The organism is Caulobacter sp. UNC358MFTsu5.1, assembly GCF_000712075.1.
GTDB lineage: Bacteria > Pseudomonadota > Alphaproteobacteria > Caulobacterales > Caulobacteraceae > Caulobacter.
Genome location: NZ_JONW01000006.1, coordinates 429,970 through 449,938 on the forward strand (window position 1 = coordinate 429,970; position 19,969 = coordinate 449,938).

The following is a 19,969-nucleotide window of genomic DNA, read 5'->3' on the forward strand; positions in this document are numbered from 1 at the left end:
TCTAAGCGGGCGCGCGCGACGCCAGGATCGCGTCGGCCACGTGGCCCATGATCAGGTGGATCGAGGTCCGCTCCTCGACCGTCGGGCCCCGGGGCAGGTGGTGGTAGATGGCGAAGGTGCCGATCACCCGGCCCGGGGCGGCGTCGATCGGCGTCGACCAGCAGGCGCGCAGGCCGTGCTCCAGGGCCAGCTCGCGGAAGTCGGCCCACAGCGGATTGGTGGCGATGTCGGTGACATAGACCGCGTGTCCCAGATAGGCCGCCGTGCCGCACGACCCTCGTCCCGGGCCGATCTCCTGGCCGTGGATGGCGTCGCAGAAGGCCTTGGGCATGCTGGGCGCCGCGCCGTGCAGCAGGTGACGCCCCTCGTCGTCCAGCAGCAGCACCGAGGTCAGCAGGTCGTCCGCCGTCGCCTCGACGGCCAGCAGGTGGCGGTCCAGGATCGCTTCGAGACTGTCGCCGGCGGCGCGTTCGGCCTGCGCCTCGCGGTCGCGCTGGGCGAGGGCCATGTCGAGCAGATGCGAAAAGGGCATGAGCGCACGCGCCTCCGCGAAGAGGGCGTCGGACGCCCCTTTCGTAACCCTGTCGCGGAGCGCTTCGTTGCAGGTCGGCCGGGCGGCCTACATCCGCTTCTTCAGCGGGACCAGGTCGGGATAGACCGGCTCGCGGCCCTGGGCCTTGGCCTGGAAGGCCTCCAGCATGTGCGGCGGCGAGAACATGCCCGTCTGCCAGGTGGCGATGTAGTCCAGCCCGTCCTTGATCGTGTGGTCGCGGGCGTAGTTGATCATCACCTTGCTGCCGGCCACGGCCAGCGGAGACTTGGACGCGATCTCGCGGGCCGTCTCCAGGGCGTGGGCGACCACCTCCTCGTGGGTGGCGAACACCTCGTTGACCAGGCCGATCTCGCGGGCCCGGGCGGCGGGCAGGCGACGGCCGGTGTAGGCCAGCTCGCGCACCCAGCCCTCGGGGATCAGCTTGCACAGGCGCGGGAAGGTGCCGACGTCGGCGGTCATGCCGATGTTGATCTCGTGGATCGTGAAGAAGGCGTCGGCGCTGGCGTAGCGGATGTCGCAGGCGCTGGTGAAGTCCACCGCCCCGCCGATGCAGCCGCCCTGGATGGCGGCGATCACCGGCATGCGCGCCTCGTCCAGGCAGTTGAAGGTGTCCTGCAGGTGGTGCACGTGGCGGCGGAAGCTCTCGGCGGCCACGAAGCGGTCGGCCGGCTCGCCGCCGGTCACGCCCTCGCCGTCGGTGAACACCGACAGGTCCATGCCGGCGCAGAAATGCTTGCCCGTCGAGGAGATGACGATGCAGCGGGCGCGGGCGTTGTGGTCGATGTCGCGGACGATCTGCGGCAGCTCGTTCCAGAACGCCCGGGTCATGGTGTTCAGCGCCTCGGGGCGCTTGAGGCGGATATGGGCGACGCCTGTCTCGATCTCGACATCGAAGCAGCTATAGTCTGGCTTGTTACCCACGTGCGTCTCTCCCTGTCGTCGGCTCTCTATCTCGTCGGACAATCTGCAACACGCGCGCGGGGGACGCCAACCAGCCCCTACGGAAGCCTGTGAAGGAAAGAACAGCCATGGCCAAACACTCGATCGCCCCCAAGATCGGCATGACCCTGTCGGTCGCCGCCGCCCTCGGCTCGATGATCGTCGCGCCCCTGCCGGCCGCGGCCCAGTCCAAGGGCATCGGCGGACTGTTCGCCTGCGAAGGCTCGGGCAAGAAGCAGGAAGGCGGCGCCCTGATCGGCGCGGCGGCCGGCGCCCTGCTGGGCCGCGCGGTGGCCAAGAACGAAAAGACCCTCGGCACGGTGGTCGGGGCCGCCGCCGGGGCCGCCGCGGGCGCCTATATCGGCTGCCGCATGCAGTCGACCGACCAGGCCCTGGCCCAGCAGGCCACCAAGCGCGCCCTGGACAGCGGCCGCTCGGAGACTTGGAGCAATTCGCGCACCGGCGCCTCGGGCCGCATCGACGTGGTGTCCTCGTCCTACGGTCCGCCGATCGACGGCCAGAACCTGCGCTTCGAGCGCGGCGTCCTGCAACTGCGCAGCTACGACGCCGCCGGCGGCGACTACACCGCGCGCGCCGCGGCCAACCTGCGCTCCAGCCCCTCCACCACCGGCAAGGTGGTCGGCAAGCTGGCGGCCGGCGAGCGGGTCGAGGTGCTGGGCGGCGCGCCGAACAGCAACTGGCTGCTGGTGGGCCGCAACGGCTACGGCGTGGGCTACGTCTCGGCCTCGCTGCTGGACCAGGGCGGCTACGTCCAGGCCAGCTGCCGGATCATCAACGCCTCGATCAGCACCAAGGGCGCGGCCCCCAGCAGCGAACGCTACAGCGCCTGCAAGGACGGCAAGGGCGAGTGGCAGCTGACGACGGTCTAGGTCGCCCATCTCCAACAGTTGTCATCCCGGAAGCGCGTAGCGCTGTCCGGGACCCAGGTGAACCGCAAAGCCTTCGCCCAGTCCCCTGGGTCCCGGACAGCCCCTGCGGGGCTTCCGGGATGACAACGTTTTGGATTGCCCGTCCTCACAGATCCACCACCTCGCACTTCAGCCGGGTCCGGATCTCGTCGGCCACGATGGCCCGGTGGCAGCACCGGGCCTCGTGCTCGTAGCAGAGCAGGGCGATGCGCTTCTCGCCGGCCAGGGCGGTGGCCTGGCCCAGGGCCAGCTGGGCCTCCGGCTCGGCCAGGTGGGCGTGGAAGATCGCGCGCATCTCGTCGGTGCGGCCCGCCCGCGCCGCCTCGCGCCCGGCCTTGGGCGTGCCCAGCGGCCGCAGATGGACATAGTCGATCCCCTCGGCCTTGAGGCTGTTCCCCAGCATCGTCTTGGAGAAGCCTGGCCGGCGCGAGGCGGCGACGGCGCGGACGTCGACGACCGTGTCGACCCCCGCGGCCTTCAGCCGGCCGATCATGCCGTCCAGGGTGTCCTGCTCGTATCCGATGGTGCCGACGGGCGGTTTCATGGGTCTGTCCATGGACGAGGTAACGCCGGGAGCCTACCTTAGGGGCCAGCAGCCGCTACAGGAGCTTTCCGCCATGGACGCGGCCGTCTTCCGTGACCCTCGCCGACGCTTCATCCCCATCGCCAGCCGCGCCGGGGCCGGCGAGATGGCGGTGCTGGAGTTCGGACCTGTCGACCGGCCCGTCGACGTGATCTTCGTCCACGCCAACGGCTTCAACGGCCAGACCTACCGCGCCCTGCTGGCCCCGCTGTCGGCCGGGCTGCGCATCCTGGCGGTGGACCAGCGCGGCCACGGCGCCAGCCGCCTGGCGGCCGACCCCGACCATCGCCGGAACTGGCTGGACCTGCGCGACGACCTGCTGGCCCTGCTGACCGCCCTGGACCAGGCCCAGCCCGTGGTGCTGGCCGGCCATTCGATGGGCGGCACCGTCAGCCTGCTGGCCGCCGCCGCCGCGCCGGAGACGGTGCGCGGCCTGGTGCTGCTGGACCCGGTGATCATGCCCCGGATCATGGCCTTCTACGCCCACATGCCCTGGACCTCCGGGGCGCTGTGGAAGCACCTGCCGCTGGTGCAGGCGGCGCTGCGCCGCCGGGCCGTGTTCGACAACCGCGAGGCCGCCTTCGCCGCCTATCGCGGACGCGGGGCCTTCAAGACCTGGCCCGAGACCATGCTGGCCGACTATGTGGGCGGCGGCTTCAAGGACCGCGACGACGGCAAGGTCGAGCTGGCCTGCGCCCCGGCCTGGGAGGCGTCGAACTACAGCGCCCAGGCCCACGACCCCTGGCGGGCCATGGGCCGCATCCGCTGCCCCGCGCGCCTGCTGAAGGCCGAGAAGGGCTCGACCAGCCATGTCGGCGACGGCGCGGGCGTGATGCGCCGCCACCCGTCGATCCGTGTCGAGACGGTTCCCGGGACCAGCCACTTCCTGCCGATGGAGCGGCCGGACCTGGCGCGCGAGGCGATCTTCGAGATGGCGGCGGGCTGAGGCCCCGGGGGACATGCCCTTGCGGCGTGTCCCCACTTTCAAGCTCAGCGTCCGCCGTTTGGGGACACGCCCAAGGGCATGTCCCCGGCCGTTAGAGCGCCAGCCCCGCCACCGCCGACTTCGCCAGCGCGGCCCGCGCCGCGTCGCTGATCGGCACCACCTTGCGGGCGTCGAGGTCGAAGGTGATGGCCACGGCTTCCGACGTGCCCCAGGCCTTGCCGGTGGTCGGGTCCAGCATCCAGTGGACCACGCGCATGGCCTGGCCTTCCGTTCCCACCAGGCCGGACCGCAGCTCGACCCGGTCGCCGGCCCGCGGCCAGGCCAGGTGGGCCAGGCGATACTCCAGCACCGCCCCGCCGACCCGCGCCGGCTTGTGGTCGGCGTGGGCGACCACGGTGTCGCGGAACGGGCCGATGAAGGCCCCGATGCCGTCCGAGACCCGGCCGATGAACTGCTCGGCGCGCATTCGTCCGAACACGTCGCAATCGGTCGGCGACAGGGCGCCCAGGCCGATCCGCTTCAGGCCCAGGTCGTCGGCGCGGTCGAGGCCCGCGGTGGTCTCGAACGGCGACAGGTCCAGGCTCCGGGCCCGGGCCTGGGGCGGGACCTCGACCTTCAGGGCCTGGGCGCGTTCGTGCACGACGCGCGGCCAGGGGAAGGCCTCGCCCTCGCGCGGGGTGACGTGGGCGATGGTGGTCTGGAAGGTCGCCGCCAGCTGGCCGCTGGCGGTGTGGACCAGGAGCTGCAGCACCTTGGCCTCGGTCTCGGAGACCTCGACCACCCCGCCCAGCATGTGCAGGGTCGCCCCGGCATGGGCCTCGCGCAGGAAGCGGATGTGCTGCTCGCGGACCACCACGGTGGCGTTGGCGTAGGGCGAGAAGGCGTGCGGCAGGCCCAGCTCGGCCGCCAGCCCCGCCAGGCCCTCCATGGCCCGCACGACGTAGAAGCGCACGTTCATGTGCCCCATCTCGTCGCAGTCCCAGGTGTTCACGCCCCCACGCCAGATCTCGACGCCGGGGAGGGGCTCGGTGGGCGTCATGGGGCGTCTCGGTGCGGGGTGAACGGTCGTTCGAGTCTAGCGGGGTTTCCGCGCGGTCCGCAATCGCAGTCGGGGACATGCCCTTGCGGCGTGTCCCCAAGTCCTGGCGCCGTGAATGCCGATGGGGACACGCCGCAAGGGCATGTCCCCGACTGGATCACCCCTTGCAATCCGCGCACAGCCCGTGCGCCTCGATGGTCACGCCCGTCAGGGCGTAGCCGGCCGCGGCGCCGGCGGCGATGATCTCGGCGCTGGCCTTGGGCTCGATCTCGCGGGTGGCGCCGCAGCAGTCGCAGATCAGGAAGGCGGCGGCGTGGCCGTCGGCCTCCTTGCGGCAGGCGACATAGGCGTTGAGGCTCTCGATCCGGTGGGCGAAACCCTGCTTCTCCAGGAAGTCGAGCGCGCGATAGACGGTGGGCGGCTTGGCCGGCGGGCCGTCGACGGCGAAGCTGGCGATCAGGTCGTAGGCCTTCACCGGCTGGCCGGCCTCCAGCAGCAGCTCCAGCACCCGGCGGCGCGGGGCGGTCAGGCGCTGGTCGGACGCCTCGCAGCGCGCCTCGGCGGCGGCCAGTTCGGCCGCCAGGGCGGTTCCGGCGACGCCGTGATGGTGATGATCGTGATCGCAAGCGGCGTGATGGGCCATGACCCAGAGGTAGAGGGCGCCGCTCCTCGGCGCAAGTTCCCGCTCCCACACCCTTTCGTTGTCATCCTGGACAGCCCCTACGGGGCTTCCGGGATGACACCCTCTGTTCGGTTCCGAATTGACCTAGTGCCCCCGCAGATAGGGTCGCGCCTGCACCACGTAGAGCCTGTCGCCGATCGTCAGCCACTCGATGTCCTGGGCCGCGCCGCCCAGCCAGGCGTCGATGGCCAGGCCCGCCTTGGCCAGCCGCAGGGCCAGGGCGTCGGTCAGCACGAACCGGCCCTCCTCGATCCGGACCTCCCGGACCCCGCCCTTCTCGTCGAACGACAGCATGGTGTCGTCGGTCGAGCTGGTCAGCACCTGCAGCGAGCCCTGGGTCTCGCCGTGATAGATCAGCTGCTCGGCCACGCGCTTGCCCTCGACCACCCGCATGCCCAGGCCGCGCTTGGCGTTGATGAACACCGCGTCCGGCTCCTGCGGATCGAAGGGGTTCTCGGTGATCATCACGCCCGAGGCCTCGGCGTTCATGCCCTGCTGGATCAGGACGGCGGCGTGGACGGCGCGGTGGTCGATGCGGGCGGCCTCGCGGGCCTCGTAGGCGGCGTCGTTCCAGACCGAGCCCCAGACCGTGCGGATCGCGTCGGCCAGCTGGGCGTCGGTGACCACGTTGGGCACGCTGGTGTACAGCCCCGCGCCGTTGAAGCCGGGCAGGTCCTCGGCGTTGGTCGAGCTGCGGGCGAAGACGCCGCCTTCGCCGATCACCGCGCGCCGGCGGGCTTTGACGGCCTCCATCAGCCGCGGGTCGATGGTCCCGGCGGCGAAGGCGGCGCGCAGGCGGGCCAGGGCGGCGTGGCGGGCGGCGCGGTCGGTCTTCAGGGCCGGATCGGCCAGCAGGGCGTCGATCACCTTGTCCAAGCCGTTGGCCCGCACGAAGCGGTCATAGGCCGAGAACGGGAGGGCGAAGCCGGGCGGCACGGCGAAGTCGGTCGTACCCGACCTGGCCATGTGATGGCGCACCTCGCCGAGATTGGCCGACTTGGCGCCCACCCGGACGCTGTCGGTCCGCCGTTGCTCGTCCAGGCTGGGCAGGCCGGCATAGGCCAGGTCGGCCTTGGGGACCTTGACCGCGCCCTTGGCCCGGCGGGCCGCGGCCCTGGCCTCGGCCGGGGTAGCCCCGCGGAGGGTGACCATGTCGTCCTTGGCGGTCATCACCACCACCTGGCCGTCCAGGGCGGCGTAGGCCGCCCGGGCGTCGCGGCGATAGGCGTTGGGCACGCCCCAGCTCTTGGCCAACAGGTTGACGTGGCTGAGCGGGGTGGAGAAGGCCGTGGTGATCACCCCGGCCACCGGCTCCAGCTGGATCGGCGGGACGTCCAGCATGACGATGTCGTCCCGCCGCAGATCGGTCTGGGGCGTGATCTCGCCCACCACCCGCAGGCGGCCGACCGCCTTGCCGGGATTGAGCACCAGCACCTCGCGCGAGCCGTAGGCGGCCGCGCCGTCGATGATCTCGATCCCGCCGACGCCGGAGGCCAGCTCGTACTGCTGGTGGGAGTTGGGCTTGAGGGCCAGGGGCGCGAAGAAGTGGGCCTTCAGGGCGGTCATGGTCTCGCCCAGCACGGCCGCGTCCAGGGCGTCGCCCTCGAAGAACTCCACGCCGTAGCGCTGCAGGCCCGGATAGAACACCACCGAGCCGAAGATGAAGCGGCGGTTGGGCTGGGAGTAGTTGGCCGCGACCAGGGCCTCGGCCGGGCGGCTGGACAGATAGGTCTGCTGCACGAAGGTGACATGGAAGTCGTAGCGCCGCGAATTGATGAAGTAGAGCCGGCCGGCCGGGTCCGCCTTGCGGTCGGCGCGGTCGATCACGAACATCAGCTGCGGAGTGTTGAAATAGCGCCCGGTCGTGGTGGTGCGGGCCAGGGCGTCGTACTGGGCGCGGTCGGCGATGGCGGACGCCGAGCGGTCGTCGGCCAGGGCCGGCTGGACGGCGAGCAGGGCCAGCAGCGTCAGGACCGTGGCCAGCAGGCCCGCGAGGCGTCGTGTCATGAGGGCTCCCCAGCTTCGGCCGAAGCTTAGCCTAGCGGGGGAGGGAGTCGAGGCGGGCGGAGGCTACGGTTCAAGCTCAGGGCTGTCCGAAGCTGTGGCGGACGCTGAAGGTCACCTTGTTGTCGCGGGAATTGCCGCCGGCCAGGTCGGTCGCGCCGGCGCCGCCGCGGACGACGAGCCAGTAGTTCTTGGCGACCTGGTAGTCCAGGCTGGCGGCGTAGAAGCTGGAGCCGCCGTCCTTGAGGGGGCCGACGCCCTTGTAGTCGAGCTGTTCGTAGCCGGCCTGCAGGGCGAACTTGCCGGCGCCGGTTCCCGACTTGGGATCGGAGCCCCGCCATTCGTAGCCGACCACCAGGGCCAGGGAGAGCTTGTCGAACGTCTGCAGGCTGTCGGCCGGGTCGACCTTGCGATCGAAGTCGTAGCGGCCGAAGACCGTGAAGTAGTTCGGCGGCGCGCCCGTGCTGGCGAGAATGCCGATCGGGCGTCGGTAGGACAGCCAGGCCGAACCGCCGTCGCCGGCGTCCTCGCCCGCCTTGGGGTTGACCTTGAAGGCCATGCCGCCCGCGACCATCAGGCTGGCGCGTCGTGCGTAGCGCTCCGCGGCCTCGTTGCGGCAAACCTGCACGGCCTCCGGCATCCCGGTGGCGGCGAGATCGGCGGCGATCTTGACCTTCAACGCGTTGATGGCCTTGTGAAGAAGCTCTTCGGTGCGCTCTTTCACCCAAGCCCTTCGGGCCAGCTCCTTCGGGTCTCCTCGACCGCCTTCTCCATGCGCCAGGTCCGTGGGCAGGGGGGTGTCGAGCTGGATCAGCCTGGGATCGTCCCCCCAGGTCGCGCCCGAGTTCTCCCATTCCTGCTCGGCGGTCGGACGAAACATGCCGCTCGTCGGAACTTGCTTTTCGATCGTCGCCTCGAACGCATCGCCGATGCAGTCCGACAGCTTGGTGTCCAGCCGAGGGTCGGCGTAGACGATCTCGTCATTGATCTTCTGGGCGCCGAGCAGTTCGGTGGCGAAGCCCAGGCCGACGCGGTCGGCCTTGCCTTCGTCGGTCTGGGCGTAGCCCAGGCTCAGGCTGGTCCGGGCCCAGGCGCCGAGCGCCCAGTTGTCCTTCACCGCCTCACGGTACTCCGAGAGCTTCTGATGGTTGAACCAGAAGTACGGCGCGCCCGCGATCGCCAGGCCGGGCTTCAGGTCGCCGTTCTCGTCGATATAGCTGGCCAGGTCGATGCTCTTGGCCCGAAGGGCGGAGGGGTCGATGACGGTCGTGGGCGTGAGGTCGATGACGGCGAAGCCGGGCGTCTCCGGGATCGAGGTGTCGATCTCCTCCGTCGCGGGACGGTCGGTGACCTTCTCCTTCTCGGCGTCGACCGCCGCCTTGACGGCCGTGTCGGAAAGGGCCTGAGCCCGGGCGCCGACCGGAGCCAGGAGCGCCACGCTCGCGGCGCAGACGAAGATCATGCGCATTGTCTGTCTCCTGCGGGTTGGATCAGCCGATGAACACGCCCTGGTGTCCGAAGTCGGTGGGGTTGCCCGCCGGACCGATCTGGCCTTTCACGTGGGTCGGATTCGCGGAGCCTTTCCGCGGCCGGAGCAGATTGCCGGCGGCGTCGGTCACCGTGACGGTCGCGACGTAGGGGCGGCCGGGGGTGGCGTTGTGGACGACCACCCAGCTCACATCCAGGCTGATGACGTCGTCGTGCGAAACGAGCCCGGTCCAGGTCGCCGTGTCCTCGGTCTTGGCGCTCAAGGGGACCAGGCGGGTGTGTGCGCCGATCTCCTCGCCGAGCGTGGCCTTGTGGAGGAAGACCTGGGAATCCACGCTCAGCGTGACGGTCACGGGCTCGTCGCCCGGAAACAGGAACATCGTGGACATGGTGTTCTCCCGCGGCGTCGATCACGCCGAACGGGGGCAGGTTGGCGCCGTCACCCAAGCTTGGCTGTGGGATAAGCCACCTTCACCAGGGGTGTTTTCGCACCTTCGCCGTGGCGGCGAAGCCGTTTGGGATCAGTGGGTCGGCGCCGCCAGCACCGCCGCCTGCAGGTCGCATCGCGCCGCGTCCGGCGCCGGACCGGCCGCCCGGGCGGCGTCGAGTTCGGCGCGGACGGCGGCCAGGTCGGACTGGAAGCCGGGCGAGGCCTCCAGCGCCTGGACCAGGGCCTGGGCGTTGATCCGCCCGGCATCCACCGACGAGGCGTTGTGCACCCCGCAGATCACCCGGCTCTGGCCGTAGGCCTCGGCGCGGTTGAGCAGGGCGTCGGCGCGGTCCGGCTGGGCCTTGGCCAGGATCAGGCCGACCGTCCAGCCCCAGGTGGTGTGGCCCGACGGATAGTCCGAGGTCAGGCCCACGATCCAGCCGCTGCGGGCGCAGATCGCGCCGCGATCGACCTGGTAGGGACGCTTGCGCTTGTAGAGCTTCTTGGGGGCCGAGATCGCCGGCCGCACGTCATGGCTGACCCGGCGTAGCATGGCCGCCAGCTTCGGCGTGGTCTTGCGGCTGGGGGTGAAGCCCAGGGCGCAGCTGTAGCTGTCCATGATCCGGGCCTCGCGCGCGTCCTGCTGGGCCAGCGACCAGCGCGGACTGTCCTTGAGCCGGCGCGTGGCCAGGAAGACGGCGCGGTCCTGCTGGTCGACCGCCGATCCCGCGGCGGGCGGCGGCGGCACGGCCTGACGGGCGTCGTAGGCGCCCTTGGCCAGGTAGGGCGGGGCCGGCGTGGCGCATCCCGCCAGGACCAGGGCCGCCATTCCGATTGTCCATCTGGCGCGCATGAAAAAGGGTCCCCGAAGCAACTTCGGGGACCCTGCATTCTCACATCGTCAGGAGCAAGACGGCTTACTTGCCGAACAGCTTGTTCCAGCGCGGCTTCTCGCGGCCCTTCCAGTGCTCGCGGTGGAAGGCGTCCGAGGCGATCAGCGGCACCACGGTGGTGGCTTCGGCGAACACCATCTGCTCGTAGGTGGTCGAGACCTTGCCCCACGAGGCGGCTTCCTTGAGGGTCGAGGAGCTGCAGGCGCCGTCGCGCACGTCGGCCACGGTGATCTGGACCGCGTACTTGTGCATGTCGGCCTCGACGCCCAGGATCTCGGCGCAGACCACGGTGTCCTGGGCGAAGTTCTTGGGAACGCCGCCGCCGACCATGAACAGGCCGGTGGTGCCGGCCGCGATCTTGATGTCCGTCAGTTCACGGAAGTCGGCGACCGCGTCGATCATCAGATAGGGCTGCTTGGCCGCGATCCGCTCCTTCTGGTGCTTGACCAGGCCGAAGCCGGCCGAGCTGTCGACGAAGGCCGGGCAGAAGATCGGCACGCCTTCCTCGTAGGCGGTCTGGATCAGCGAGCCGGGCTTCTTGGCGTTGCCTTCCGACAGCCACTTGCCCATCTCCCAGATGAACTCGCGCGAGGAATAGGCGCGCGGCTCCAGGCGGTTGCAGATCTCCAGGATCGTGTGATCGCAATTCTGGAGCTCTTCTTCGTCGATATAGGTGTCGTAGATGCGGTCGATGTAGTTGTCGCGCAGGACGTTGTCGTCGACCGGGCCCGCGGCCTGGTAGTGCTTGAAGCCCAGGGCCTCGAAGAAGTCCATGTCGACGATGCTGGCGCCGGTGGCGACCACGGCGTCGATCATGCCGTTCTTCACCATGTCGCGGTAGACGTGCATGCAGCCGCCGGCCGAGGTGGAACCGGCCAGGATCAGCCACGGCGAGCAGCCCTTGTCGGCCAGGGCCATGTTGAAGATGTCGGCGGCGCGGGCGGTGTCGCGCGAGCTGAACGACATCTTGCGCATGGAGTCGATGATCGGACGGGCGTCGAACGCGGTGATGTCGATGTGCTCGACGACGTTCTGCAGCAGCTCGGCCTTGGTGTTGTTCGGAACGGGAGCGTTCATCGCTTCGGTTTCCCTGACTTTGGACGCCCGTCGTTGAAACAAGAACCCTTCGCCGGGACGGAGCGACCGACGGGGGAATAGGGGAATGCGGCTACGCCCGACGTTCACAACGTCGGGCGGCGCGCGCGGTTTAACTCAGAAACGATTTAGAGGCGAACCAAGACGACTTAGCGACGACGCCGTTTCTTGCCGGCCGCGCCCTTGGGACGCGAGAAGCGGACGATCTTGCGCTCCTCGGTCTCGGGCCGCGGGGTCGGGATCGAGCGCTTGGCCAGGCCGTACATCGAGGCCATCGGGGCGTCCTGCACCTGGGCGATGTCGGTTTCCCCGAAGCCGTTGAAGCGGGTCGACATGGCCACGCCGTAGGCGCCCAGCATGCCGATCTCGATGTAGTCGCCCTCGTCGACGCTTTCCGGCAGGTAGAACGGGCCGGGCATGTGGTCGACGCTGTCGCAGGTGGGGCCGTAGAAGCGGAAGGGGCGCAGGCCGTCCTCCACCACTTCGCCGTTCTTGCGATAGGCCTTCACCGGGAACGGCCACTTCATGTGGGCCGCGTCGAACAGCGAGCCGTAGCTGCCGTCGTTCAGATAGAGCGCGTCGCCCTTCTTCAGCTCGACCTTGACCAGCAGCGACGAGGCCTCGGCCACCAGGGCCCGGCCAGGTTCGCACCACAGCTCGGTGGTCTCGTGCACCATCATGTCGGCGAAGCCGCGGTCGATGGCCGCCAGGTACTCGGAGAGTTCCGGCGGGGCCATGCCCGGATAGATCGACGGGAAGCCGCCGCCCACGTCCACGACGTCGGCCAGCACGCCGGCGCGGACCAGCGCCCGCGAGGCCTGGGCCATCGCCGCCTGGTAGGCGGTGGGGCGCATGCACTGGCTGCCGACGTGGAAGCTGACGCCCATCAGGTCCTGGGTGGCGCGGCGGGCGGCCAGCAGCAGGGCCGGGGCGTTGTGCGGCTCGACGCCGAACTTGCCCGACAGGCTGTAGGCGGCGCCGTCGGCCTGCACGCCCATGCGGACGATCAGGTTCAGGTCCTTGGCCTGGCCGGTGGCGTCCAGGATCTTGGCCAGTTCCTCATGGGTGTCGAACGAGAACGTCCGCACGCCGTGATCGAAATAGGCGGCCGAGATCGCCACGCGGCTTTTCACCGGGTGCATGAAGGCCATGCGCGAACCGGGAGCGTGCTGGGCGACCAGCTCGACCTCGTTCAGCGACGCCACGTCGAAGGACCGCACGCCGGCGTCCGCGAGCTCGCGGATCACCCACGGCGAAGGGTTGGCCTTCACCGCGTAAAAGACGTCGCCTTTGAATTCAGCCTGGAACCAGCGCGCCGCTACGGAAACCGCGTCGGGCCGCACGAGTGCGACGGGACGTTCCGGTGACCGCTCACGGACCAGGTCCAGGGGAGTATGGTACGTGTGCAATTCACGTAGACCCCTGCAGAAGTTAAACCCAGGCCGGCGTTAGCAGCGCTTATGAGGACTTCGGGTCCGCCGGAGCGAGCGAAATAGGGTCATACCCCGAGGATGTAAAGAGTCTTTTGGAGGCGGGGTCCCCCTGGGGGCGGCGAGGGGCGCGAACCCTGGCCCGGTCAGGCTTGCGGCGCAGTTTGCGTTCCGCGTCCGCCGGGAAGGACGGGGGAATTGATCCACTGTCCGTCACAAATCCGTTGCGTCCGTGCCCCAAACCGACCAACGCATTCCCCAGCGCTCGAAACCACGTTAAGGATTCGCCCCGACCATGACGTCGGACCCTGTTCTCTCGATCCGCGCCGCCTCCAAGACCTTCGGGTCGCGACGGGCGCTGGACGCCGTCTCGCTCGACGTGAAGCGCGGCGAGATGATCGCGCTCATCGGTCCGTCGGGCTCGGGCAAATCCACCCTGCTGCGGTCGATCGACGGCCTGCAGACCATCGACGCTCCCGCTTCCGGCAAGGACGGGGAGGGCGTGATCACCGCCTTCGCCGGTCCGGTCCAGGCCCGGGGCAAGGTTAGCGACCAGGTCCGCAAGGCGCGGGTGCGCATCGGCTTCATCGCCCAGCAGTTCAACCTGGTCGGCCGCCTGACCCTGTTCACCAACGTGGCCCTGGGGTCGCTGGGCCGGATCGGCACGGTGCGCGGCCTGTTCGGCGCCTGGCCGTCCGAGACCCGCACCGCCGCCATGGCGGCCCTGCACCGGGTGGGCGTGGCCGACTACGCCGCCCAGCGCGCCAACACCCTGTCGGGCGGCCAGCAGCAGCGCGGCGCCATCGCCCGCGCCCTGGTCCAGAAGGCCAAGATCATCCTCGCCGACGAGCCGGTCGCCTCGCTCGACCCCGTCTCGGCGCGCAAGGTCATGGAGATCCTCCGTGATCTGAACAAGACCGACGGCCTGACCGTGGTCGTCACCCTGCACCAGGTCGACTACGCCCTGCGCTATTGCGACCGGGTGGTGGCGCTGAAGGCCGGCAAGAAGGTCTATGACGGCCCGACCAAGGGCCTGGACCGCGACAAACTCATCGACATCTACGGCCCGGAATTCGAGGACGTGTTCTGGGAAGGAGCCCCGCAATGATCCGCCGTCACTTCACCGTCGGTCTCGGCCTCGCCGCCGCCCTGGCTCTGGCCGGATGCGCGGAGAAGAAGGCCGCCGCCCCGGCGCCCAAGGACACGATCGTGTTCTCGATCCTGTCGACCGAGTCGGCCCAGAACATGGAGAGCTACTGGAAGCCCATCCTGGCCGACATGGAGAAGTCGACCGGCATGAAGGTGAAGCCGTTCTTCTCGTCCAACTATTCGTCGCTGATCGTGGCCATGGGCGCCAAGCAGACCGACGTGGGCTGGTTCTCGAACGCCTCGGGCCTGGAGGCCGTGCGCCGTTCGGGCGGCGAGGTCTTCGCCCGCACCTTCGACCCGTCGGGCGTCGACGGCTACAAGTCGGTGATCATCGTCCCGGCCGACAGCAAGCTGACGGTCGAGGGCCTGCTCAAGTGCGACAAGACCCTGGACTTCGGCATCGGCGACAAGAAGTCGACCTCGGGCACCCTGGCCCCGATGACCTATCTGTTCATCCCGGCCAACAAGAAGCCGGAGGGCTGCTTCAAGACCGTGCTCAGCGCCAGCCATGACGCCAACCTGTTCGCGGTGGCCAACCACAAGCTGGACGCGGCCACCAACAACACCACGGCCCTGCGCCTGAACGAGTACGCCAAGGGCGGCGCCCAGTCCAAGAAGGTCAAGGTGATCTGGGAATCGCCGACCCTGCCGGAGGACCCGATCGTCTGGCGCAAGGACCTGGATCCGGTCGTGAAGGAGAAGGTCCGCCAGTTCTTCCTGACCTACGGCCAGGGCGACACGCCCGTCGCCGCCCAGCAGCGCAAGAACCTGGAGCGCCTGTCGATGGGCGGCTTCAAGGCCGCCGACGACACCCACCTGCTGGTGGTGCGCGAGATGGAAGCCCTGGAGAACGTGGGCCTGGCCCGCGACGCCGGCGACCAGGCCAAGCTGGCCGCGGCCGAGAAGGCCCTGGCCGACATCAAGGCCCAGCGCGTGGTCGCCGAGGGCAAGGCCGGCGTCGCCGCGCCGGCCAACTGAGCCAGGACCCCCGAGCCCACCCGATGAGCGACGCCGTCCCGCCTCCGCCCAGCAAGCCGCTCTCGGCGCGCGCCTTCGACCTGCTGCTGTGGGGCGGGGTGATCGCCCTGCTGGTGATCAGCTTCAAGCCGGCCGAGATCGACAAGTTCCCGCAGCTGTTCACCGACGCCAGCAAGATGCAGGGCTTCGCCAGCGGCTTCTTCTCGCCGTTCGGCGATCCGAAGGCGTTCATGGCCGCGGACTGGGAGCTGTACATCGGCAAGATGTGGCAGACGATCCAGATGGCCCTGTGGGGCACGGCCCTGGCCATCGTCGTGGCCATCCCCCTGGGCCTGCTGGGCGCGCGCAACATCAGCCCGTGGTGGATCCAGCAGCCGGTCCGCCGCCTGCTGGACCTGATCCGCTCGATCCCCGACCTGGTGGTGGCCCTGATCTTCATCACCGCCGTGGGCCTGGGCCCGTTCGCCGGGGTGATGGCCCTGATGTTCAACACCGGCGGCGTGCTGGCCAAGCTGTTCGCCGAGGCCGTCGAGTCGATCGACAAGGGCCCCGTCGAGGGCGTGCGGGCCACCGGCGCGATCAAGCTGCAGGAAGTGGTCTGGGGGGTGATCCCGCAGGTCGCGCCGCTGTGGACCAGCTACGCGCTCTACCGCTTCGAGTCGTCCAGCCGCTCGGCGACGGTCCTGGGTCTGATCGGCGCCGGCGGCGTCGGCCAGGTGCTGCTCGATTCCATCAACGGCTTCCAGTACGACCAGACCGGCTGCATCGTGCTGGTCATCGTGGTGGCCGTTTCGCTGATCGATCTGCTGTCCCAGATCATCCGCACACGTCTGCTTTAAGGACGATTCATGTGGCCTTCGGGCCACAATTAACACCTTGAAAAGGCTTGTCATCGGTCTGTCATCAAAGGGTGGCGGAACCGTCATGGGACCCCCGTAAAGCGGCTCTACCTGATCCGGACCAACGGGCAGGGGGCAAAGCCTTAAGGGGAATTCTCACATGCGGAACAAGACCTCGCTGGTCTGCGGCGCGGCGCTGGGCGCCATGCTGGCCTGCGGCCTCGGCGTCGCGGCTCACGCGCAAGACAACACGGTCGCCTGGAAGGGCGCGCCGCAATGGACCAACGACGACGTCTACTTCAAGGTCCGCGGCCGGATCCTGATCGACGGCGTCTTCCAGGACGTCGACCGCGAAGGCACGGCGACCGACTACAAGACCAGCAACCTCCGCGGTCGCCAGGTGTTCCTCGGCATCGAAGGCAAGCTCAACAACTACATCGCCTACAAGGCCGAAGGCGGCTGGGTGAACGGCGGCACGCCGACCTGGGACGACGTGGTCATCGAGATCAAGCCGACCGAAACGACCAGCATCATGGTCGGCAACATCAAGGCCACCGGCCTGGAAAACCTGACCTCGACCCGCTTCACCACCTTCATGGACCGCGGTCCGTACGGCGACTTCGGCGTCGACAGCTATCTGCTGAGCGTCGTGGGCAAGGTGCAGGGCCCGAACTGGAGCGTCACCGGCGCCGTCCAGGGCGACAGCATCAACAACGCCGACATCAACAACACCTCGTCGGCCACCAACACCAACCAGAACTCCAACGAGCGTCTGGGCTTCACCGGCCGCGTGCACTACGCCCCGGTCGTGACCGACTTCGACAAGGTCCACCTGGCCGTGTCGGCCCGCTACCGCAACCACGGCAACGAAGGCGCCTTCAACTATCAAGGCCGCACCGACACGAACTACGGCACCAACGGCCTGTACTACAAGACCGGCGCCATCGGTGACCGCGACACCACCCTGGCCGCCGAAGGCGCCTGGATCCACAACAACTTCTCGGTCCAGGGCGAGTACTCGAACATCAAGGTCGAGCGCCTGCAGACCGCCGCGGCCGGCACGAACCCGGACGTCAAGGTGGGCTACGCCTTCGTCAGCTTCTGGCCGACGGGCGAGACCCGCAACTACGATCCGGTCGCCGGCGAGATCAAGCGTCCGAAGATCCTGAACCCGATCACCGCCGGCGGCTTCGGCGGCGTTGAACTGGCCCTGCGCTACGACTTCGCCGACCTGACCGACGCCTACAAGACGGCGTCGAGCGCGGCCAGCCGCACCGTCTCGCAGGACGCCGGCAAGTACACCGCCTGGACCCTGGGCGTGAACTACTACCCGACCGCCTATGTCCGCTTCCAGGCCAACTACACCGACGGCTCGGTCGATCCGGTCGTCGTCAACCGCGGCACGGACATCAAGCAATTCCAGCTGCGCGCCCAGTTGGACTTCTAAGACCCTCCGGGCCGGCCTCCCACGAGCGCCGGCCCGGTCCTTCTCCCAACGCTCCCAGAGACTCCAGGAGTTCTCCATGAAGAAGCTGCTTTCCTGCGCGGCCGCCGCCGTCGCCCTCTCGGGCCTCGCCGCCGCCCCCGCCCACGCCGCCCGCGACTACGTCTGGGCCGCCGGTTCGTCGACCGTGTTCCCGTTCGCCACCCGCACCGCCGAGAACTTCGCCAAGAAGACCGGCAAGAAGGCTCCGAAGGTCGAAAGCCTCGGCACCGGCGGCGGCATCAAGCTGTTCTGCTCGGGCGCCGGCGAAGGCTTCCCGGACATCGCCAACGCCTCGCGTCCCATGAAGAAGTCGGAATTCGACGCCTGCGCCGCCAAGGGCGTGAAGGACATCGTCGCCATCAAGATCGGCTTCGACGGCATCGTCGTCGCCACCGACAAGGACGGCGCCGACTACAACTTCAAGACCGAGCACCTGTTCCTGGGCCTGTCCAAGACCGTGCTGAAGGGCGGCCAGTTCGTCGCCAACCCGTACAAGACCTGGGACGAAGTCGGTTCGGGCCTGCCGGGCAACCGCATCAACGTCTACGGCCCGCCGCCCACCTCGGGCACCCGCGACGCCTTCGTGGAACTGGCCATCGAGGCCGGCGCCCGCAAGTTCCCGACCGCCGACGCCCTGCGCTCGGACAACGAGAAGAAGTTCAAGTCGCTGGTCGACCCGCTGCGTAACGACGGCTGGGTGGACGCCGGCGAGAACGACAACGCCATCGTCGGCACCCTGACCAAGACCCCCGGCTCGCTGGGCGTCTTCGGCTGGTCGTACCTCGAAGAGAACATGGACAAGATCAAGGGCGCCTCGGTCAACGGCGTTCGCCCGTCGGCCCAGACGATCTCGGACGGCTCCTATCCGCTGTCGCGCACCCTGTTCATCTACGTCAAGAAGGCCAACATCGGCGTGACGCCGGGCCTGGCCGAGTTCGTGCAGGAGTTCACCTCCGACGCCGCGACCGGTCGTGGCGGCTACCTGCAGGGCCGCGGCCTGATCCCGCTGCCCCCCGGCCAGCACGACGCCCAGAAGCAAGTCGCCGCCAACAAGACGGTGATGGCGCGTCCGGCTCAGTAAGCCGACACGCAAGCCCCATTCGGGCTTCGAACAGGACGACGCCGCGGTCCCCAGTGGGCCGCGGCGTTTTCTTTTGTATAGTGGTGGGATCGCGGTCCGCCCGGCCGCCTCACCCTCCCAGGGACCATGATCCTCCTCGCGCTCGCCGTCGTCCTGCTCCTCGTTCTCCTGAACGGGGTCTTCTCCATGTCCGAACTGGCGGTGGTCTCCGCCCGCCGCGCCCGGCTCCAGACCTTCGCCGATCGCGGCGACAAGGGGGCCAAGCTGGCCCTGGCCATGGCCGAGCACCCGACGCGGTTCCTGTCGGCCGTGCAGGTCGGCATCACCCTGATCGGCATCCTGGCCGGCGCCTACGGCCAGGCCACCATCGCCGGGGCCCTGGATGTCTGGCTGAAGGACAAGCCGGTGGTCGGCCCCCACTCGGAGGCCATCGCCACCACCATCGTCGTCATCGGCCTGACCTATGTCTCGGTGATCCTGGGCGAGCTGGTGCCCAAGCGCCTGGCCCTGCTGTTCCCGGACGTGATCGCCCGCAAGATGTCGCCGTTCCTGGCCCTGGTGGCCACGGTGCTGCGCCCGTTCGTGACCCTGCTGACCGCCTCGACCGCCGGCATCCTCAAGCTGATGGGCGTGCGCGACGAGCGGACCAACGACATCACCGCCGAAGAGGTCGAGACCGTCCTGGCCGAGGGCGCCGACGCGGGCCTGATCGAGCCCGAGGAGCGCTCGATGATCCAGGAGGTGCTGCGCCTGGGCGACCGCCCCGTGCGGGTGGCCATGACCCCGCGCCGCGACCTGTTCTGGATCTCGCTGACCGACAGCCAGGACGAGATCCTCCGCGAGATCCGCGACTGCCCCTATTCGCGCATCGTGGTGGCCAGCGAGGGCGACCTGGACGGCGACATCGGGGTGATCCTCAAGAAGGACCTGCTGGACGCCTGCCTGGGCGGCGAGACCATCGACATCAAGGCCCACGTCCAGCAGCCGGTCGCCATTCCCGAGACCATGTCGCTGCTGCGGGCCATGGCGGTGTTCAAGCAGACGCCGCTGCACATGGCCCTGGTGGTCGACGAGTTCGGCTCGATCCAGGGGGCGATCACCCCGCTGGACCTGCTGGAGATGATCGCCGGCGACTTCCCCGAGGACCACGACGAGAGCGACAGCCGCATCCTGCGCCGCGAGGACGGCACCTGGCTGGTCGACGCCCGCCTGGACATCCAGGAGCTGAACGACGCCCTGGGCGAGAACTTCGAGGCCGAGGGCGGCTACCACACCGTGGCGGGCCTGATCCTCGACCGCCTGGGCCGCATCCCCCGCGAGGGCGAGATCGTGGGGTTGGGCGGGTTCGACGCCGAGGTGGTCGACATGGACGGCTCGCGGATCGACAAGCTGATCCTGCGCTGCGTGCGTAAGGACTAGGGCGAC

At 69.1% G+C, this 19,969-nt stretch carries 19 protein-coding genes; 8 read left to right on the forward strand and 11 right to left on the reverse strand.

The window, feature by feature from the left end; all coding sequences use genetic code 11:
* Position 1: 1 nt before the first annotated feature.
* On the reverse strand, positions 2–532 hold the full coding sequence (locus BR39_RS0110725) for a GAF domain-containing protein (protein ID WP_029911155.1): 531 nt from the start codon (positions 530–532) through the stop codon (positions 2–4).
* Between the two features lie 87 nt (positions 533–619).
* A complete protein-coding gene (locus BR39_RS0110730) occupies positions 620–1,474 on the reverse strand; it encodes a crotonase/enoyl-CoA hydratase family protein (protein ID WP_029911157.1) in 855 nt (284 codons plus the stop codon).
* A 107-nt stretch (positions 1,475–1,581) separates the two neighbouring features.
* Here BR39_RS0110730 and BR39_RS0110735 point away from each other — a divergent pair, with 107 nt between their 5' ends.
* Positions 1,582–2,382, forward strand: a complete 801-nt coding sequence (locus BR39_RS0110735) for an SH3 domain-containing protein (RefSeq protein WP_029911159.1) — start codon at positions 1,582–1,584, stop codon at positions 2,380–2,382.
* A 145-nt stretch (positions 2,383–2,527) separates the two neighbouring features.
* Here BR39_RS0110735 and BR39_RS0110740 read toward each other — a convergent pair whose 3' ends face one another.
* Positions 2,528–2,965, reverse strand: a complete 438-nt coding sequence (locus tag BR39_RS0110740; protein ID WP_035018299.1) for a DUF488 family protein — start codon at positions 2,963–2,965, stop codon at positions 2,528–2,530.
* Between the two features lie 73 nt (positions 2,966–3,038).
* Here BR39_RS0110740 and BR39_RS0110745 point away from each other — a divergent pair, with 73 nt between their 5' ends.
* Entirely contained in the window at positions 3,039–3,950 is a 912-nt protein-coding gene (locus BR39_RS0110745) for an alpha/beta fold hydrolase (protein ID WP_029911162.1), read from the forward strand.
* A 91-nt stretch (positions 3,951–4,041) separates the two neighbouring features.
* On the opposite strand, the gene BR39_RS0110750 is transcribed toward BR39_RS0110745, so the two are convergent.
* The 8 genes from BR39_RS0110750 to BR39_RS0110785 all read right to left on the reverse strand — a co-directional run bounded on the left by BR39_RS0110750 (position 4,042) and on the right by BR39_RS0110785 (position 12,990).
* The gene (locus tag BR39_RS0110750) at positions 4,042–4,989 is read right to left on the reverse strand and encodes a thioesterase family protein (protein ID WP_029911165.1); all 948 of its coding nucleotides are present in this window, start codon (positions 4,987–4,989) and stop codon (positions 4,042–4,044) included.
* 157 nt (positions 4,990–5,146) lie between these two features.
* Positions 5,147–5,632, reverse strand: coding sequence for a Fur family transcriptional regulator (locus BR39_RS0110755; protein WP_029911167.1), 486 nt, complete (start codon positions 5,630–5,632; stop codon positions 5,147–5,149).
* 123 nt (positions 5,633–5,755) lie between these two features.
* The gene (locus tag BR39_RS0110760; RefSeq protein ID WP_051695427.1) at positions 5,756–7,678 is read right to left on the reverse strand and encodes a PEP/pyruvate-binding domain-containing protein; all 1,923 of its coding nucleotides are present in this window, start codon (positions 7,676–7,678) and stop codon (positions 5,756–5,758) included.
* A 76-nt stretch (positions 7,679–7,754) separates the two neighbouring features.
* Positions 7,755–9,143 (reverse strand): hypothetical protein, encoded by a 1,389-nt coding sequence (locus tag BR39_RS0110765; protein ID WP_029911173.1) that lies wholly within the window; start codon positions 9,141–9,143, stop codon positions 7,755–7,757.
* A gap of 22 nt (positions 9,144–9,165) precedes the next feature.
* A complete protein-coding gene (locus tag BR39_RS0110770) occupies positions 9,166–9,552 on the reverse strand; it encodes a hypothetical protein (RefSeq protein WP_029911176.1) in 387 nt (128 codons plus the stop codon).
* A gap of 132 nt (positions 9,553–9,684) precedes the next feature.
* Positions 9,685–10,446: a phosphatase PAP2 family protein gene (locus BR39_RS0110775; protein ID WP_029911178.1), complete on the reverse strand. Its 762-nt coding sequence runs from the start codon at positions 10,444–10,446 to the stop codon at positions 9,685–9,687.
* 64 nt (positions 10,447–10,510) lie between these two features.
* Positions 10,511–11,605: a deoxyhypusine synthase gene (locus tag BR39_RS0110780; protein WP_156035692.1), complete on the reverse strand. Its 1,095-nt coding sequence runs from the start codon at positions 11,603–11,605 to the stop codon at positions 10,511–10,513.
* A 125-nt stretch (positions 11,606–11,730) separates the two neighbouring features.
* Positions 11,731–12,990 (reverse strand): type III PLP-dependent enzyme, encoded by a 1,260-nt coding sequence (locus tag BR39_RS0110785; protein ID WP_029911184.1) that lies wholly within the window; start codon positions 12,988–12,990, stop codon positions 11,731–11,733.
* A 316-nt stretch (positions 12,991–13,306) separates the two neighbouring features.
* Between BR39_RS0110785 and phnC the strand changes: the two genes are divergently transcribed.
* The 6 genes from phnC to BR39_RS0110815 all read left to right on the forward strand — a co-directional run bounded on the left by phnC (position 13,307) and on the right by BR39_RS0110815 (position 19,963).
* Positions 13,307–14,119 (forward strand): phosphonate ABC transporter ATP-binding protein, encoded by an 813-nt coding sequence (gene phnC / locus BR39_RS0110790; protein ID WP_029911186.1) that lies wholly within the window; start codon positions 13,307–13,309, stop codon positions 14,117–14,119.
* Positions 14,116–15,138 carry a phosphate/phosphite/phosphonate ABC transporter substrate-binding protein gene (phnD, locus tag BR39_RS0110795; protein ID WP_029911189.1) on the forward strand — a complete coding sequence of 341 codons (1,023 nt, stop codon included), beginning with the start codon at positions 14,116–14,118 and terminating at the stop codon, positions 15,136–15,138. The genes phnC and phnD overlap by 4 nt, the downstream gene beginning before the upstream one ends.
* Positions 15,139–15,161: 23 nt before the next feature.
* A complete protein-coding gene (phnE, locus tag BR39_RS0110800) occupies positions 15,162–15,977 on the forward strand; it encodes a phosphonate ABC transporter, permease protein PhnE (RefSeq protein WP_029911192.1) in 816 nt (271 codons plus the stop codon).
* A gap of 160 nt (positions 15,978–16,137) precedes the next feature.
* Entirely contained in the window at positions 16,138–17,424 is a 1,287-nt protein-coding gene (locus BR39_RS0110805; RefSeq protein WP_029911196.1) for an OprO/OprP family phosphate-selective porin, read from the forward strand.
* Between the two features lie 76 nt (positions 17,425–17,500).
* A complete protein-coding gene (locus BR39_RS0110810) occupies positions 17,501–18,544 on the forward strand; it encodes a substrate-binding domain-containing protein (RefSeq protein ID WP_029911199.1) in 1,044 nt (347 codons plus the stop codon).
* 126 nt (positions 18,545–18,670) lie between these two features.
* A complete protein-coding gene (locus tag BR39_RS0110815) occupies positions 18,671–19,963 on the forward strand; it encodes a hemolysin family protein (RefSeq protein WP_029911202.1) in 1,293 nt (430 codons plus the stop codon).
* The last annotated feature ends 6 nt before the right edge of the window (positions 19,964–19,969 follow it).